Annotated in this window: 12 protein-coding genes; 2 read left to right on the plus strand and 10 right to left on the minus strand. The window is 44.3% G+C overall.

The window, feature by feature from the left end; genetic code table 11:
• The first annotated feature begins 369 nt into the window (after positions 1-369).
• The gene (locus F1644_RS11910) at positions 370-1,089 is read left to right on the plus strand and encodes a pirin family protein (protein ID WP_118304618.1); all 720 of its coding nucleotides are present in this window, start codon (positions 370-372) and stop codon (positions 1,087-1,089) included.
• 52 nt (positions 1,090-1,141) lie between these two features.
• Here the strand turns inward: F1644_RS11910 and F1644_RS11915 are convergent, their stop codons facing one another.
• From F1644_RS11915 to F1644_RS11955, 9 genes are all read right to left on the minus strand, one after another.
• A complete protein-coding gene (locus F1644_RS11915) occupies positions 1,142-2,506 on the minus strand; it encodes a sodium:solute symporter (protein ID WP_317147127.1) in 1,365 nt (454 codons plus the stop codon).
• A 143-nt stretch (positions 2,507-2,649) separates the two neighbouring features.
• Positions 2,650-2,973 carry a DUF2149 domain-containing protein gene (locus tag F1644_RS11920; protein ID WP_087419139.1) on the minus strand — a complete coding sequence of 108 codons (324 nt, stop codon included), beginning with the start codon at positions 2,971-2,973 and terminating at the stop codon, positions 2,650-2,652.
• On the minus strand, positions 2,970-3,572 hold the full coding sequence (locus tag F1644_RS11925) for a MotA/TolQ/ExbB proton channel family protein (protein ID WP_087419140.1): 603 nt from the start codon (positions 3,570-3,572) through the stop codon (positions 2,970-2,972). The genes F1644_RS11920 and F1644_RS11925 overlap by 4 nt, the downstream gene beginning before the upstream one ends.
• Positions 3,572-4,270 carry a hypothetical protein gene (locus F1644_RS11930; RefSeq protein WP_087419141.1) on the minus strand — a complete coding sequence of 233 codons (699 nt, stop codon included), beginning with the start codon at positions 4,268-4,270 and terminating at the stop codon, positions 3,572-3,574. Before F1644_RS11930 ends, F1644_RS11925 begins: the two co-directional genes overlap by 1 nt.
• A 2-nt stretch (positions 4,271-4,272) precedes the next feature.
• Positions 4,273-8,739, minus strand: a complete 4,467-nt coding sequence (locus F1644_RS11935) for a cobaltochelatase subunit CobN (RefSeq protein ID WP_370818634.1) — start codon at positions 8,737-8,739, stop codon at positions 4,273-4,275.
• A 16-nt stretch (positions 8,740-8,755) separates the two neighbouring features.
• Positions 8,756-10,993: a TonB-dependent receptor gene (locus F1644_RS11940; protein WP_118304621.1), complete on the minus strand. Its 2,238-nt coding sequence runs from the start codon at positions 10,991-10,993 to the stop codon at positions 8,756-8,758.
• 74 nt (positions 10,994-11,067) lie between these two features.
• A complete protein-coding gene (locus F1644_RS11945) occupies positions 11,068-12,105 on the minus strand; it encodes an HmuY family protein (protein WP_118304622.1) in 1,038 nt (345 codons plus the stop codon).
• A gap of 210 nt (positions 12,106-12,315) precedes the next feature.
• Entirely contained in the window at positions 12,316-12,621 is a 306-nt protein-coding gene (locus F1644_RS11950) for a helix-turn-helix domain-containing protein (protein WP_118304623.1), read from the minus strand.
• A complete protein-coding gene (locus tag F1644_RS11955; RefSeq protein ID WP_370818439.1) occupies positions 12,599-12,934 on the minus strand; it encodes a type II toxin-antitoxin system RelE/ParE family toxin in 336 nt (111 codons plus the stop codon). The genes F1644_RS11950 and F1644_RS11955 overlap by 23 nt, the downstream gene beginning before the upstream one ends.
• A 307-nt stretch (positions 12,935-13,241) precedes the next feature.
• On the opposite strand from F1644_RS11955, the gene leuS reads away from it, so the two are divergent.
• On the plus strand, positions 13,242-16,013 hold the full coding sequence (gene leuS / locus F1644_RS11960; RefSeq protein ID WP_118304624.1) for a leucine--tRNA ligase: 2,772 nt from the start codon (positions 13,242-13,244) through the stop codon (positions 16,011-16,013).
• A 39-nt stretch (positions 16,014-16,052) separates the two neighbouring features.
• Here leuS and F1644_RS11965 read toward each other — a convergent pair whose 3' ends face one another.
• Complete coding sequence (locus F1644_RS11965; protein WP_118304625.1) at positions 16,053-17,207, minus strand: hypothetical protein; 1,155 nt, start codon at positions 17,205-17,207, stop codon at positions 16,053-16,055.

The following is a 17,207-nucleotide window of genomic DNA, read 5'->3' on the forward strand; positions in this document are numbered from 1 at the left end:
AATGATATTGTATTTTTAGCGATATGTTAAGCCTGAGAACAGAAAGTACAAATAAATAACTAACTGAATAATTGAATTTTAAATGAAATATGAATTTGGGGGAAATAAAAAATTAGGATTTATCAATAATCCTTCGATTTTAGACACACAAAAATATTTATTTTTAAAACAAAAAGCAAACAAAACTTATATATATTTTATATTACCTCGCAGATTGTAAGCGCAAATAACTTATCAGAGCCTTTTATCACTCGCCTTCCAACAGGATAACACGTCTTTTTGGTAAACAAAAAATTGAAAGCTTCCTTTTATAACCTTTATATCATCTTTCCCGTATATAATAATTATGCACACAAAATAAAAAAGACTATGAAAACAATACTACATAAAGCCGAGAGTCGCGGTTTCTTCGACCACGGATGGTTAAAAACCCATCACACCTTTAGTTTCGCGGACTATTACAATCCGCAACGCATTCATTTCGGGGCGTTACGCGTACTTAACGATGACCGGATAGAAGGAGGTACCGGATTTGACCTACATCCTCATAAAAACATGGAAGTCATTTCCATCCCCTTGAAAGGCGACTTGGAACATCAGGACAGTCTAAAACACAAGGACACGATCAAAGAAGGTGAAATTCAAGTGATGAGTGCCGGAACAGGTATCATGCACAGCGAGTACAACCGGAATGACGATCGGCCTAGTGAATTCCTGCAAATCTGGGTATTCCCGAACAAGCAAAACGTTCCGCCACGGTACGAGAACGCCGTAATTTCCGATTTAATCCGCAAGAATGAGATCAGCGAGATCGTATCCCCTTATCCCGGTAACGGCAAAGGATTATGGATTTATCAACAAGCTTGGTTCTCGATTGCCGACTTGGACAAGGATTCTTTACAACTCTACAAGATGAAATCAAAAGAGAGCCTGGGCGTGTATATCTTTATCATTGAAGGAAGTATCGAGCTAAAGGACCTAACCTTGAAACGCCGTGATGGAGTAGGAGTATATGATACCGATGAAGTCGAATTCAAAGCGACCGAAAAATCACGGGTACTACTCATTGAAGTTCCACCACATCAATAAAAATTCACGATTTGTGATTTCAGAATTTCGACCGAGATATAACGGTCGAAATTCAATTATTTATTATCCTAACAGATGACTTATCACGAATAAGTAACAACCCAAGATAACAAAGCAGCCCGTTAAACAGTAGAATCTCGAAACCAAATTTATACCCGAAAAGAAGTTGTTCCGAGTAACAATTCACCACGTAAGAGATCACCGGTGAAAGCAAACACACCCAAGGAAGATATTTCTCCCGTACTTGATATTTTGTCGTTAAACCAAACGTGAAAAGCCCTAAAAGAGGCCCATACGTGTAACCTACCGCTTTAAAAAGAGACGATATTACACTCGAATTGTTCAATTCTCGGAAGAGTACAACCACGAAAATCATTAATAACGAAAATACGATATGCACTCCCATACGCTTTTTCTTCTCATCCTTATTTCCCGGATCTATTTTCAGAAAATCAATACAGAAAGAGGTCGTTAAAGCAGTCAATGAAGAATCAACCGAAGAATAGGCCGCAGCAGTTATTCCCAACAGGAAAAACAAACCGGCCGTAGCCCCGAAATAATTCAAGGAAAGGAAGGGAAACACGTCATCAGACTTACCGGGCAACACGATACCTTCTCTTTCTGCATATATGTAAAGCAAGGCTCCCAGCATCAAAAACAATACGTTCGTCACCAAGAATAAAAAAGAAAATGAAAACATATTTGTCTTACAATCCCGCAAGGAACGACAAGTCAGATTCTTCTGCATCATATTCTGATCCAACCCATTCAAGCAAACCGTGATCGCCACTCCTGCCAAAAACTGTTTCACCGTATTCTGTCCCGACCGCCAGTCAAAGTCAAACACTCTGGAAAGAGGGCTCTCCTTTATAGCTGCAATAGCCGAAGAAAAATTGAAATCCAGTGCCTTGTTTACCACCACGATTGTCAGCCCGACAGAGATCAGAATAAACACGGTTTGCAACGTGTCTGTCCAAACGATCGTCTTAATCCCTCCTCGCACGGTATAAATCCACACGAAAACAATCGTGATAAACACGGTCAACCAGAAAGGCACACCTATGGCATCAAAGAAAGCCAGTTGTAACACACCGACGACCAAGAATAACCGGAAAGACGCACCCACCAATTGCGACACGATAAAAAAGAAAGAACCCGTCAACCGGGCCTTCTCCCCGAAACGAGTTCCCAACCAAGAATAAATAGAAACCAGGTTTTGCCTGTAAAACAAAGGCAAAAGTACGAGTGCAATCACGATATACCCCACGCAATTACCGAGAACCAAGGTCAGATAAGTCCAATGTGTATTACCGACCTCCCCGGGAATAGAGATAAAAGTCACCCCGGAAAGTGTTGTCCCGATCATCCCGAAAGCCACCAAATACCAAGGCGAATTCCGGTTCGCGGTAAAAAACATCTCACTATTGACTTTCCTGGTTGTCACAAAGCCAACCAGGATCAACAATAAAAAATAAGCCAGTAAAACTGTTAAAACTAAACTCGTGGACACAGGCACTTTCTTTTAATTCCACGACAAATATAATGTTTTACGCTCTCTTTCTATTCCGGAACATAAATAATTTCACCATTTTCAAGTTCATACGCAATCCCCACTTTCTTCCCTCGTTTCCCCGACTGGTTCTGATCTTCGGAAGGAGTGTATCGGTTGATCTTTTCGCCTTCCTTGGTAATAATCTCCATGTTCTCCTTTCCCGGATTCTTCACCATCGTGAAATCCTCTGTCGAGAGCATCTCTGTCATATTATACCTTGTCACCAATGCCACCATCAGAGCCACGGCAAACACCATCGCCACATCAAAAAGATTCGACACCGCACTAATCGGATCATTATCCTCTTCTTTCTTTAACAGATTACGTTTCATCTCTTCTCATTCTTTTCATTCAACACTTCCACAAGACACTCCAAGTTAGTCATGTCCTGCAAATACCAACGTTGTTTCACCTGCTGGGTCAAGAAACCGATCGCACCGGCCACCAACCCGATCACCGTCGTGGCAAAAGCAACCTGCATATTATAAGCCATAGAAGCAATATCTCCCGTGGACAAACCGACTAAAGCAGGTCCCATCGGGATCAAGGTACCCATCAAACCTAAAATCGGTCCTAACTTGGTCAACGTTTTAGATATCGCCAAATCCTTATCCGCCGCAATCTCGAAATTAGCCAACAAACGTTGAACTTGTGCTTTATTCTGCTGCTCCGCCAAGATCCGTTTCATAAACATCACTACCAAAGAATTACTCTTTTCCGGTAATTTCTCTGCAAAATGATCCACGTTATTCACGTGCAACGTCTCCATCTGTTCCCGGATCAGCTTATCCGTCTTGCGAATAGAAACATATTGACCAAAGAAACTCCCTACCAGTAAAAGGGAACGAAAAAACAACAAAATCAACAACACGATAACAGGCACTAACAATCCCGTTGAAATCCAAAACATGATATCAGAAATAGCATTCATTATCTTCTCAATTTAAAAGTTAGTTTTCTTTTAATTACATACACCATCCACCCTGCAATAGCTCCCACTAAAAATAGTACAACACAACCGGTCAATGCCGACCAGTCCACAACGCCTACCCCCTCCACTGCCGTTCTCCCGTTTACCGTGGCAATAATTCCCAAGATAGCAACCAAAGCATTTGTCAGGAAAAACAACTCCAAACGCAAGTCTTCTTCCGGCAACAACCACCTGATCAACCATCTTCCCAAAGGAATAACCACGAAAACAAACAGACCAAACAACCAAGCAATCAATTTAAATGAAACCCCTGGAAAAGAGAATATAGCCTGTGTCAAACCAAAGAATAAAACCGGAATAATCAACACCCCCGGAAACCAATACAATAAGCGATAAGCCACCATCATACGTTTCTTCACCGGAGAATAATTTGCCACATGAACTGCCAACAGGCAGAATGCCATCTGCAAAACAATCTCCAAAGTCAACACAACGGAAGTATCCAACATCAATTGATTGTCTGACAACCAATCAGCAATTTGTGTTTTTGATTGTTCGATAGCATAAGGCCACATCAGAATCACAAATATAGTGGCAATACCAGCAGCGGCTCCCACCGCTACTGGTTTCCAGAAGGTTTGTTTCAACAAAAAATTAAATGCTGTCAGCAAAATTAATATCAATACAATTGTATCCATTGTTACATTCTGTTTCTACGTCTTTTACGCATCAAAACTGCCAGACCGCCCAAAATTACAATAACACCGACAACAATCCAAACGGTATTCACCTTATTCGTGTGTTTTTGTGTCTCGGAAGTAATTTCATCCTTCTTCATCACGACACCTTTAGACTGATCTGCCGCCACTTCCCGCACATTCTTTATGCTATTCTGATATTGCTTAGCAGCTTCGGGTGTCGCTTTAGACGCAATAAAACCACGTAATTTGGCATTATCGCATACAAACCCGGAACAAGCCGGCTTATATTTCTGAATCAAATCCGTATGTAAATTCGATAAATCGGCCAATTGCTGATCCGTCGCCTTCCACATTCCCTTACGTGCCGTCTCCATCATAACAGCCGTGATTTCCTGTAAGGCTGCCGGACTCTGTTTCTCAAAGAAATCCTGTACCCCCAAATTAAATTTATCCTTCACATACACATTGTAAATCTCGTCCCACATCTCGTTATCGATCACCGAAGGTTTCATCACGTTCCAACCGTATGTATTACGGACAATTTCAGCAAAACCGGCTGCAGAAGTCGCCTCTCCTTTCATTTTCTCCTTGATATAAGAAGGGTTGAAAATCGTGGTTCTCGACTCCACGCCGATAGCCTCTTTCACCTCCTGCATCTTATTGTTATTCCGGTTCCGATAATCACTGAGATAAGCATCCGGATCTTTCCCTGTCACGTTGCGAACCGTCAGGTTCAAGCCTCCCATAAACTCGTACACGTGATCCAAACTTAACGCTCCCCACGTGTTACTCTGCCGGGGTTGAACCACCACGTCCGTACGGGTCAAGGCCGCCTCGAAAGCAAACTGCTGGAATTTCTCCCAGTTCTTCTCGCTACCGTAATAAGCACCCATGTTATTCAAGTAGGTGGCTGCAATTTCCGATTCATCTTCCCAACGATCTCCGGCATCAACCATCCCCTGTATTCCGGTTCCGTAACCACCATTCGCACCCCCGAAGACCCGGAAAGTTGAAATCTCACGGGCATCTTTCGGGGAAATACCTTTATCAATCAATGTCTTTTCCGCTTCCAGCACTCCGGCCGCCACTTGATTCTCGTATTGGTCATCCTTGACAGCAGCAGCCATTTCCACGGCCCGGTTCACCAAGAAAAGACGAGATGCAGCAATATCCCGTAATTGTCCGGAAGTCTGTACGACCACGTCAATACGCGGACGCCCCAAATCAGCCGACGGGATTAATTTCAAATCACTCACCCGGCCGAAAGCATCCCGCACGGGTTCCACTCCAAGCATATACAACACTTGGGCAATCGTGGCCCCACCCGTTTCAATAAACTCTCCGGACCAAAGGGTGTAACTGACCTTTTTCGGGAACTCCCCGTTATGTCGTTTCTGATACATCTCGATTGTACTCTTTGCCAACTGCATTCCTTTTTCCCAGGCTGATTCCGTCGGCGTTTCCTCTGCATTTATAGCAAAAAGATTCCGTCCCGTCGGCAAAGTATTCGGGTTCACGATAGGATCCCCCCCGGGAGAAGGAGCCGTGTAACCGCCATTCAAGGCGTTCATCAACGACTGCAACTCACAATCCGGACTTTCCTGTAATGCCCGCTTATAATTATTCACGTTTTTCAACGTCCGTTCCACTTCCATAATAGCCAGTGCCTTGTTCACCTCTTCTTTGGAATATTCCTTGGCCTTCTTTCCCATCATCGCCTTCATCATGGCACTCATATCCGGGTTTCCACCCTTTGATTTTCCCATAGAGGCCTTCACCTTCTCGATAGCCTCCTTCGGCATACCCATTTTTTCGGCCATCGCCATCATATCGCCAGTCCCCTTGTTTCCCGGCATCTCTCCCATCTTCGCATTCGGGCCTTTTTCACCATTCTCCCTTCCCATAGCCGCTTTCATTTTTTCCAAAGCCTCTTCGGGCGCTCCCATCTTTTTTGCCATCTCCAAACGCTCTTCGGGAGTCTTCCCCTCACCCATCTGTTTCATCATATTCTTCATCATCCCGGACATAGGATGTCCTCCCTCTTCCTTCTTCACAGGTATAACTTCCGGTTGTTTCGCCGCGGCAGCCATCATCATCGCCATCATCCCCTTAGGAGCATTCCGGTCTTGATCGATTTCACGAGCCTGTGCCAATTCTTCTTTCGTGATACCCGCCACCCGACAAATGAAACCATCATCCACTTTCTCCTGACCATTCAGCAGTCTCCCCACCAATCGCTTGGCCGGATCGAGATAACGTTCGGTAAAAATAGTTTTCCGTTTCAACACATCAGCATCCGCCTTACCTCTCAACCGATCTAACCCGAACAACCCGTAAGCTATCGGATCGGTTGCCATCGAGTAAACAGACGATTCAACACGGGCAGCCTCGTATGGAACCCCCATCGTGTACAATTGTCCGGTAACCTTCTCCGCCGCCAACTCATCCGCAAAATTCTCGATCTTCAATATTTCCTCTTCCGTGTAGGGAACGTTCAACACGCTATCCAACCCCAACTCCCGATGCATACCCAAGGAAACAGCTAACTCCTTCACCGACAAGGCGGCCTTCTCCACCTCCTTCAGATCAGCCGTACCTTTCTCCGGGTAGGCTTTCTGATTATATATCTTTATTCTTTCCGTCAGATTCCGATAAATGCCCCTCACGTTACTCTCCATAAACGGGGGAGTCAAATAAGATTGCAACACACCATACCCGCGACGTTTGGCAATCATCCCCTCACCCACGTCACCGATAGAATAGATGTAAAGATGAGGCACGCTGCCCACCAATCGATCGGGCCAATCCAAATCACACAACGCAGCTTGTTTTTTGGGTGTAAACTCCAAACTACCATGCGTTCCGAAATGAATCATGGCATCCGCCTTGAACCCGTACTGCATCCACAAATAAGCGGCCACGTAGGAATGAGGAGGTGCGACATCCGTCCCGTGTACAATCTGGAACGCATTATCCCCACCTCCGGCTGCCGGCTGCGGCATAATGACCACGTTCCCGAACTGTATGCGGGATACCCCTAACTTACCATCGGCAGTACTCATGTATTCCCCGGGAAACTCCCCGAAAGCAGCTACCACCTCGGCATATTTTTCCGGCCGTAAAGCCTGTTTCACCCAACTCTCGTACTCCTCTTTTGAAATCAGCAGCGGGTGACTCTCTTTCAGAAAACGATCCATCACCCCGTTCGCGTAAGTACCGAACACAGCTCCTTCCGCCATGATCATCTTCTCCAATTCCTTGGAATTTGCCGGAAGATTCTCGACCCTATATCCCTCTTCCTTCATTTTTTTCAAAAGATTATACAACGAGGGGACCACTTCCATTCCGGCAGCACTCATGGCACTTTGTCCCGGACCTTTATAATAGTAAATAACAACTCGTTTCTCGCTATTCGGCTTTTCCTTCAAAGCCAACGTCTTCTGAATATTTTCCACGTATGTCTTCAACCGTGAAGGAACTGCAAAAGAATGACGCAATCCCTCTTTATCCTCGTACTGGGCAAAGAGTGCCGACGTCCGGATGGCCCCGTCAATTTCAGGGGTAACGATACTCTGTGACATAAATCCTCCGGACATCCCCATCGGATCTTGTTCCCATTCTTCTACCAGGCTATTTACGGTCAACGGGGCAAACAACAGGATATTACGTTCCTCCAGATATTTCACGACCTCATCCCCCAGCCTACCATGAGCCATATTGATAATAGCATCCGGGCTAATTTCACGCACAAAATCAAGCAGACGCCGTAAAGACAAAACCGGGTAAACATTATACCCCACTCGCTCCAATGTATCAATCAATCCCGTGGCATCTGCCATCTGCCCGGTCACCACGATCTTTTTCGCCCCCTCCTTATATAATTGCTTACTCTTCAAATACTTCTCGTACTCTTCCACGGAAATAAAATCAAGCTCGTCTCCCGGCTTATCCATATCGACATGATACAACACATCCGAAGACCTCTCGATCGGGGCTCCCGGTTCTTCCACGGAAATCAACTTCTTATCCATATTCTTCCGAATATAGTTCAGCATATTCTTGTAATTCCGTCTTCCACCGCTTCCCAGATAACCCCGCAAAGCGACTTGGTCAACAGAATCAATCGTGCATATATTATTCGCCGGATTCGTCGCCATTGTCGTGTACACGAGTACACCTTTATCTGCCGCTTTCTGTATCTGCTGCCGCTGTTCCTCCACGACACGCAGCCCCATGCCATTCACAAACACCATATCAAAACCGGACAACCGATCCAGTTCCTCCACGGGTACCTCTTGTAATTTAATAAATGAATTGTCATTCGCCTTCGCGATACCTCCCATCGTAATCGTCTGGAAATTCACGAAAGCAATCTTGGTGGTTCCGAACCAGACGTTGTACGCCCAGATCCCCAACAAGACGATAATTAAAAGACACCCCAACGCAAGCCACTTTTTTCTCATCAGTATTCTCTTTTATGGATTATAATTTTAATAAATCTGCTATATTCACCGACAACGTCCCGATAAAACCTATGCCCCTCTGCGGGGTCACCGATTGATCGGCTGTCACATTTTTATCCTTGAAATCAAACAGGTTATCAATACCTGCCGTGAAACGGAAACCTCTTGGGAAACGGGCACCGAGATTCAAGGAACAGAACGTCCGGCTCTCATATTCATTTTTCACGTAACCACCCGCACTATTCTTGTACCATGTCTCCACCGAAGACATCCACCGCCCGTTCAAGGCTGCCGACAAAGCAACTTTCCCGAACGTTTTGGAATAATTTGCCGTAAAAGTCAAACTATGCGGACGATCACTCGCCATATTATACCCATCCACTTCGGAATGTACATCAATATAAGCGTAAGCACCTTTTAGGGTTAAACCATTTTTAAAACGGAACTGCGCCATCACGTCAACACCCGTTCTTGTTGCATCATCTGCATTATAATATTGCTGATCTTTCCCGTCCGAGGTCAAGCCCAAAGCGATCTCGTCAAAGAATCTCGTATAATAACCGGAGACGGAACCATTAAAAATTCCTTTCGTCACCTCGGCCGAAAACGTTCCCTGGTGACTGATCTCAGGCTCCAAATCTTCGTTACCGTATATCATGAAAAATCCCTGTCCGCCCATATCATATTCACTATGCAATTCTTTCAAAGATGGTATACGAAATCCCATCCCGTAGCCTCCGCGCAGCGTCAAAACACCATATTTATACATCAACGAAATTTTCGGGCTGGCGTGGAAACCGTATTTTGAATGACAATCCGAACGAACCCCAGCCAACACGCTAAACGAATCACTCACCTTATAATCTTCCTGCAAATACAAAACATACGTCTGGGCATCAAATTTCTTCCCCGAACCATTATCAAACCAATAATGTTGCAATTTCTGCGTATTCACTTCTATCCCGGCCGTCAAGGTATGTTTTTCATGGATATATCCGGTATAATTCAACCGAACTGTATTGGTTAAATCTCCAAAAATCTTTTTAGAAGGCAATGAAGTGGTATAAACGTAACGCTTTTCGTAATTCTCAAACACATACGAGAAATCCAGTATATGAGAATCATTAATAGCGTAATAAACCCGAGGATTTATACTGTAATTGGAAAAGCGATCCTGTTCTTTTTGCTCCACGTACTCCAACACGTCATTATTATAATATGTCCCATTCAATGAGATCCGAAAATTCTCGTTAAACGTGTAACTCAACTTCTGATTCGCTTGCCAAATCTCGAATCCATTTACACTGGACATCCCTTTCTCCGAAGTATCCGCAACCACGGAATCTCTCCCATATATATCCTTATAATACGAATACTCGATTTGCCCTTCTTTATCTTTTACGGCATAAGCATCTCGCTTACGGTAGGAAAGAGATGTCAATGCAGAGAAACGTCCTTGTTTAGTCCCCAAAGACAAGGAATATTTACTCTCATCATTATTACCATAACGCACAGAAACGTTCCCCGTAAAAGGACGATTCGCATCTTTCGTAATAATATTCACCACTCCCCCCATTGCCTGAGAACCGTAAAGAGTGGACATCGGTCCCTTGACAATCTCAATACGTTCCACATTATCCATATCAATCAAACTATAATCAATATTATTACTGGACCCCTCTCCGGCAACACGTTCTCCATCAATCATAAATAACACGTATCCTCCGGCAGATCCTTGGAATTTCAATTCCGGCAATCCGGAACCATGGGCCAGCCCGAACTGTAAACCCGGCATTTCATATTCCAGTAAACTTTGCAAATCCAATGGATTCACTTGTGCTATATCTTCCGATGAAATCACGCGGGTAAGCACCGGAACATCCTTCAACGGTTTCAGCGTACGGGTTCCCGTGATCACTACCTCATTCAACGCGTTATTACTCGGTGCCAACACGAAACGATACAAACTATCAACCCCGGGAGTCACTTCCCGCTCTTGTGGTTCATATCCCGTGAAACTCACCCGTAACACACATTTATTCTTCGATGATAACTTAAAAGAAAACTCCCCTTTAGCATTTGTCCCGGCCCCGACCACCGTTCCTTTTACCCACACGGATGCTCCCGGTAATCCCTCGCCCTTCTCATCGGTAACAATTCCCTGCACTTTGAAAGAAGGAGCCTCATTGGTATGCTCATCAGCCATCAATGCTGACGACAAAAGAATAAAAAACAATATCAACAAATCACGCCTCATAAAATTCTTTTTTTACGGAAAAAACCGTAAGAGAAAGTTTGTTCCTCTTACGGTTGATAAATCATGAACAAAAATTATTTTAGAGGAAACTCGTAATCAAATGTAGCAGCCTCATTCTTACCCGTGGCATCAGACATATCCGTGAAACGCAATTTTGCATATTCGCCGCCGGCAGTCTTCACAACAAACACTTTACCATTAATTTCATAAGAATACGGGGGCATTGATCCGGTAGGAGTTGCCGTTACCCATTTAGCCAGCACTTCGTTAATCTTCGTGGGTTGATACCCAACAAAACCACTCATCATTCCTGACATATCCACCATGACTTCCCCATCCACATCTGAAGTGAAACTTTCTCCGGTAACACTGGCAGAAGTAACACTTTCCAAATCCGTGGTCTGTAACATGACGGCAGCCCCACCATTCGTTTTTATATCATACCGATGGAAAGCAATATCCCAATCGAAAGAAGTTTCATCACCATCCACGCCATAAGTCTTTCCGGTAGATTCCCCTGCAAAGGTTCCTCCCATATTCATCTGCATACCTCCATCTTCCATGGCCTTTACATTCATATACAAAGCAAGACTAAAGTCTGCATCTTTCGTCGTACCGATTGTTCCATTTATCGACATATAATAATCCGTCGTGGTTTCATCGTCCTTTTCCATCGTAACAACCGACTTCTCACTTGAGATATTCCATACATTACCCTCTTTCTTAGCAATGGCTTTTAAAGAAAAACTAGCACCCGTTGTTTCTGTTCCACTCATTCCACCAATTTCACAAGCCGGGAAGGAAATAACCACGGTATCTCCGACACCTTCATTAATCACCATCAACAAAGAATCGGTATTCTTTATAAGAGTATTAGAACTCAAATCTCCGTAATACACTCCCGTCACAGCCCCTTCCATACTCTTCACTTTCAACGTTTTCACCGTCTTCCCCTCTTTGAAACTAAAATATGACCAAGCATCATATGGATCACAATCTACGGTAACGGACTCTCCATCCCAAGAACCACCATTATCATCATCATCCGTACAAGCCACAAAACACGCACCGAACAACATGATAACCACAAGAAACCAATTCATCTTTTTCATTATATTTAAAAATTTAGTTTAACAACGATTTAGTGTCGCAAAAATAAAGTAGCCCACTCCCTCCCACAATCCCTTAAAATGGGTAAAAAACGCCCTTTACATACTTGATTATAGGGATAAAATATCTATATGCCAGTAAATAAAAAATCCCCGCTCGTAAGCGGGGAAATATATCATTCCTAATCAGATTTTGCTTTACACTAATCGTCCTTAAATAGGCCTAAGTTCTATCGTCAACCCCATAGCAGAAGCTATTTTGTATAATGTTGCAACTGTAGGAACAGTAAGCCCACGCTCGATTCGTGAGATATATCCTTTATTTGCCCCGATACGGTCTGCAAGTTCCTGTTGCGTTAATCCGGCATTTTTCCGTGCATCAAGCAGTATTTGGGCATTATATTCCTCCCATGCCCTCTCTCTGTTTTTTTCTCGTTCAGGAGTACCTTCCTTGCCAAGACTTTCATCAAGCCATGCGTCAATATCGTAAATGTCTTTACTGATTTCCTTTAGTTCCATAATATTCCTCCTTTAATCTTATCGCTTTCCTAATTTCACTATCCGGTGTTTTCTGTGTCTTTTTTCTAAACGCATTAAACAAAACAACAATTACTTCCCCATCATATATAAAGAAAATTCGAAATTCATTATTCCCATAACTTACACGAAATTCATATAACCCGTCACGAATGAACTTAATATAATGTCTTGGCATTCGCTCCTCCACCTTAAACAAATCTAACGCACGTTTTATTTTCCCACGTTCTTCTTGCGATAAGGTTAAAATGAAGTCCGAAAAATACCTCTTATATGCGATTATTTTTTTCATCATACAAATATAGCAAATGTTATATAGTTATACAACATTTACATTGATTATTTCCTGTTTTTCTCATCTCCAAACAGGAATATGCCAAGCCTCCACCTAAATTATACTTTTCTAGTCTGATACATTGTTCCTTTGGTTTTTGTCTTGAATTATTGATTCTTCCTTTGGTTCTCGTCCACAAATCACGAAATTCTCCTTTGGTTCTTACCGACAAAATTTAAAATTAGCATCGTACATTATTCTCCAACATTAATTTCGTGTGATTTTTATTACCTTTGCGACTCATTACGAGAACTAAAAAAGGATTAACATGGAATACAATTTCAAGGAAGTCGAAAAAAAGTGGCAAAGCTACTGGCAAGAAAACAAAACTTACCGGGTGGAAGTCGATCCTTCCAAGCCCAAATATTACGTGTTGGATATGTTTCCTTACCCATCCGGGGCAGGGTTACACGTGGGACACCCGCTAGGCTACATCGCTTCCGACATCTATTCCCGTTACAAACATCTGAAAGGATTCAATGTCCTGCATCCCATGGGATATGACGCGTATGGTCTGCCCGCGGAGCAATATGCCATCCAAACCGGACAACATCCGGCCATCACCACGGAGAAAAACATCCGTCGCTACCGGGAACAAATGGATAAAATCGGATTCTCCTTCGACTGGGACCGGGAAATCCGGACCTGCGATCCGGAATATTACAAATGGACCCAATGGACTTTTATCCAGATGTTCAACAGTTTCTATTGCTTTGACGAGCAAAAAGCCATGCCGATTACCGAACTGGTAAAAGCATTCGAGGCCGTCGGAACCCAAGGATTAAACGTCGCTTGCGGTGAGGAAATGGACTTTACCGCCGAGGAATGGAAAAACAAGAGTACGAAAGAACAACAAGAAATATTACTGAACTACCGTCTTGCCTACTTGGCTGACACCATGGTAAACTGGTGTCCCCAACTGGGAACCGTGCTGGCAAATGACGAGGTAAAGGAAGGATTATCTCTTCGCGGAGGTTATCCCGTGGTACAAAAGAAGATGCGTCAATGGTCATTGCGGGTTTCCGCCTATGCCCAAAGATTACTTGACGGGCTTGACAACATTGATTGGTCCGACTCCTTGAAAGACATCCAACGTAACTGGATTGGTCGTTCACAAGGAGCAGACGTGAGGTTCGACGTGAAAGACTCCGATCTGAAATTAGAGATTTTCACCACCCGTCCCGACACCATCTTCGGGGTTAGTTTCATGGTTTTAGCTCCCGAGTCAGACTATGTGAAACCGTTAACAACTCCCGAACAGGCTGATGCCGTTGCCGAATATTTGGATTACGTGTCCAAACGCACGGAACGGGAACGCCAGACCGAAGTGAAAAAGGTTACGGGAGTCTTCACCGGATCTTATGCCATCAACCCGTTCACCAACGAGGCTATACCCATCTGGATCAGTGAATACGTTCTTTCCGGCTACGGGACCGGAGCCATCATGGCTGTTCCGGGACACGATAGCCGTGACTACGCCTTCGCCAAACACTTCAACCTGCCCATCGTACCCGTTGTCGATGACGGGGAAGGACACGATATGTCGGAAGGCTCCTACGATGCAAAAGCAGGTAAAATGATCAATAGCGGTATTATCAACGGCATGGAAGTCAAAGAGGCTATCGCCTACATTGCCGGAGAAGTAGAAAAACGAGGCATCGGTAAAAGCAAAATCAATTACCGCCTGCGTGATGCCATCTTCAGCCGCCAACGTTACTGGGGAGAACCGTTCCCCGTGTACTACAAGGACGACCTTCCTTACATGCTGGACGAATCCAAACTTCCGCTGGAACTGCCGGAAGTCGATAAATACCTACCCACCGAGAGCGGGGAACCACCTCTCGGACGGGCTAAAAACTGGAAAACAGAAGACGGTTATCCATTAGAACTAAACACGATGCCCGGTTTCGCCGGTTCATCCGCTTATTTCTTACGCTACATGGACCCACACAATAATAAGGCATTAGTTGATCACGAGATATGCAACTATTGGAAAAACGTTGATCTTTACCTCGGTGGTTCTGAACACGCTACGGGGCACTTGATCTACGCCCGTTTCTGGAATATGTTCCTATATGACCTCGGTGTGGCTTGCGAGGAAGAACCCTTCAAAAAACTGATCAACCAAGGAATGATCCAAGGACGTTCAAACTTCGTGTACAGGATACAAGGCACAAACACATTTGTTTCCGTCGGCCTGAAAGATCAATATAAAACCACGGAAATCCACGTGGATGTCAACATCGTCAAGAACGACGTGCTGGATCAAGATGCTTTCCGGGCTTGGATGCCGGAGTACGCCAATGCCGAGTTTATCTTGGAGAACGGAAAATACATCTGTGGATGGGCCATTGAAAAGATGTCAAAATCCATGTTCAACGTGGTAAATCCCGACACGATCATCGAAGAATACGGGGCCGACACGTTACGCTTGTACGAGATGTTCCTCGGACCGCTGGAATTCAGCAAACCTTGGGACACGCAAGGGATCGACGGGGTGTACAAATTCTTACGCAAATTCTGGCGCCTATTCCAAGTCGGTGAAGACTTCAGCGTAAGCGACGAAACACCTTCCAGAGAAGAGTTAAAAGTGCTGCACAAAACCATCAAGAAAGTGGAATACGATATCGAGAACTTCTCGTTCAACACGTCCATTCCGGCATTCATGATTTGCACGAACGAATTGACCGCCTTGAAATGTAACAAACGAGCTATCCTAGAACCTCTCGTGATCGCTCTCGCTCCTTTTGCCCCACACATGGCAGAAGAACTATGGAGCTTGTTGGGACACACCCAAAGCATCACGAAAGAGTCTTTCCCCAAATGGGAAGAAAAATTCCTAGTGGAGGACGCTTTTGAATACCCGGTATCTTTCAACGGCAAAGTTCGTTTCAAATTATCCATGCCTTTGACGGCAACTAACGCTGATATTGAGGCCGCAGTCAAAGCTGCACCAGAATCAACGAAATGGCTAGAAGGAAAAGAGATCAAAAAGATGATCATTGTCCCGAAGAAAATCGTGAACATCGTTATCGGATAAATCAAAGTAAAAAAGAGGAGAAATCTCCTCTTTTTTACTCTAATTATTTTTCACTTTCTGCATCCACGTATCAAACTCATCATCCGACAATTGACGTTTTAACGTCACATCCGGTCGTATTGCACCATGAACTGGCGTCGTAAACCCTTTCCCCCACGAACGACTCATTAAAGGATGACTGTCCACAAGTATCACGATCCGATCGTCCAAACGAGGAATTTCGTAAATATTCCCCTCACCCCATACCCGGTTTTCCGGATTCACCTGCTGCTTACCATCAGCGCCCGTCATCAGAATAGAGTAAGTCCCATCCGGTTGATAGGCTTTATAAGTATAGTACTCCATACAGGCAGAGTCCTGTCCTTCTTCCCTTTCATCTTCCCCCACAAGGTTATGTGCCCGCTGATCCCGTACCGGATCATATTTATAATCCAGCACGCCTAATTTCTCCAACCATCCCCGGTGATACATCTCAATTTGAAACAATGTAAAAAATAAGAAATTACTATCCAGTTGACGAACCGTCACCTCTAATCCAACTCCTTGTTCCGGGGAAAGAATAATAATATCCTCTTCCTCCACCAATTCCAACACGGAAGAAACAAACCCGTAAGCCCCCACGTATTGGGCCAGGAAACCACATAAATCCTCTATATTCTCAACCTGTCGCAAAGATTCCCGCAACGAACGTTCCCGACATATCCGGGACATCACGCACATGATTAGATAATAGCTACCTACAAACGTTTTATACCCTTCGCCATCCAAGGCATACAAAGCCCTCTGATCTGCTTTTTCCAACGCTTCCGGTTCCAACTCGTCCAAGCCGACCTCCAGCATCCCTGCCGCCTTTTTCAGATACGCCACGCAACGCCAAGACCGCTCTATAAAATAATTTACAATCTCCACTGACGAGGGGCAAGGGACACCCCCTTCCGTGATTGATCCCACGCAAAGAGCAGCCACGCAGGCTTTGAAAACATCCATTTCCGGTAAACGCCTTATAACTTCCCCTACAACAATTTCCGCAACCTCCGGATTTTTACAACAAAAATCAATCAACGCAGAAAACTCCCTATGCTGGAAAATTTCCCCACTTGTCGTTATCTCATCAAAAGCAACTTCCGGCCTCATCACGAAAGCCATAAAATCCCTTACTATCGGATATTGATACGGTTCCATTATCTTTTCCAT

The sequence above is a fragment of the Butyricimonas paravirosa genome (assembly GCF_032878955.1).
In the GTDB taxonomy this organism is placed as follows: domain Bacteria; phylum Bacteroidota; class Bacteroidia; order Bacteroidales; family Marinifilaceae; genus Butyricimonas; species Butyricimonas paravirosa.